The sequence below is a fragment of the Vibrio sp. 03_296 genome, from assembly GCF_002265885.1.
On record NZ_NPKW01001258.1, the window covers coordinates 1 to 640 of the forward strand.

Sequence of the window (640 nt, forward strand, 5' to 3'; positions counted from 1 at the left end):
GGGCCTCGTATACGGCTCATGCACACTTCCATTCAGCATAATTTGCTGAACACGTACCCTGTCCTAACATGCTCGATATTGAACCAAACCAAGATCGTTAAACCATTGATTTGGCATCGCATAACTGGCTAAGGGACTCTGYGCATTTTTCCAGCTACTCATTTGAATTGACCTGAACGGCGGCTTGTAACCAAGCTGTTTCAGCCTCTGGTGCAACCGTGTCGGTTTCTTCCATAATTTTAACTGGATGCTGCGCAGTCTGCGCCTTAACCATCCTGCTATTCGCGAGAACTCCCTGCTGGTATTGGCGATCCTGAAGTACTGACTGAACCCTCGTAAGACGGGATTTAGCTCGTTAATGACCTGCTCTAGTGGCTTTCCGCCATTGCGTTTGGTCATCTGCTTCAACGTCTGTTTGAACAGAGCCAGTTTCTTGGGCTGAATTCGGGTGTATTGTTCCCCGATTTCGACGCCAAGGAACTTCACCCCATTTTCGCTGTGTGCTATATGAGATTTGCTCTGATTCACCGTCAGTTTCAACTCTTTTTCCAGTATCTTTGTCGCCTGTGCAAGCGCATTCTCTGCTCCTGCTCGGCTACGACAGAAGATCAAGATATCATCCGCATAGCGCACTATGCGG

General features: G+C 48.4%; 1 pseudogene. It reads right to left on the minus strand.

The annotated features are described in order from the left end of the window. Window positions 1-16 precede the first annotated feature (16 nt). Window positions 17-640 (minus strand): annotated as a pseudogene (locus CIK04_RS31385) (group II intron maturase-specific domain-containing protein); the annotation flags it as partial.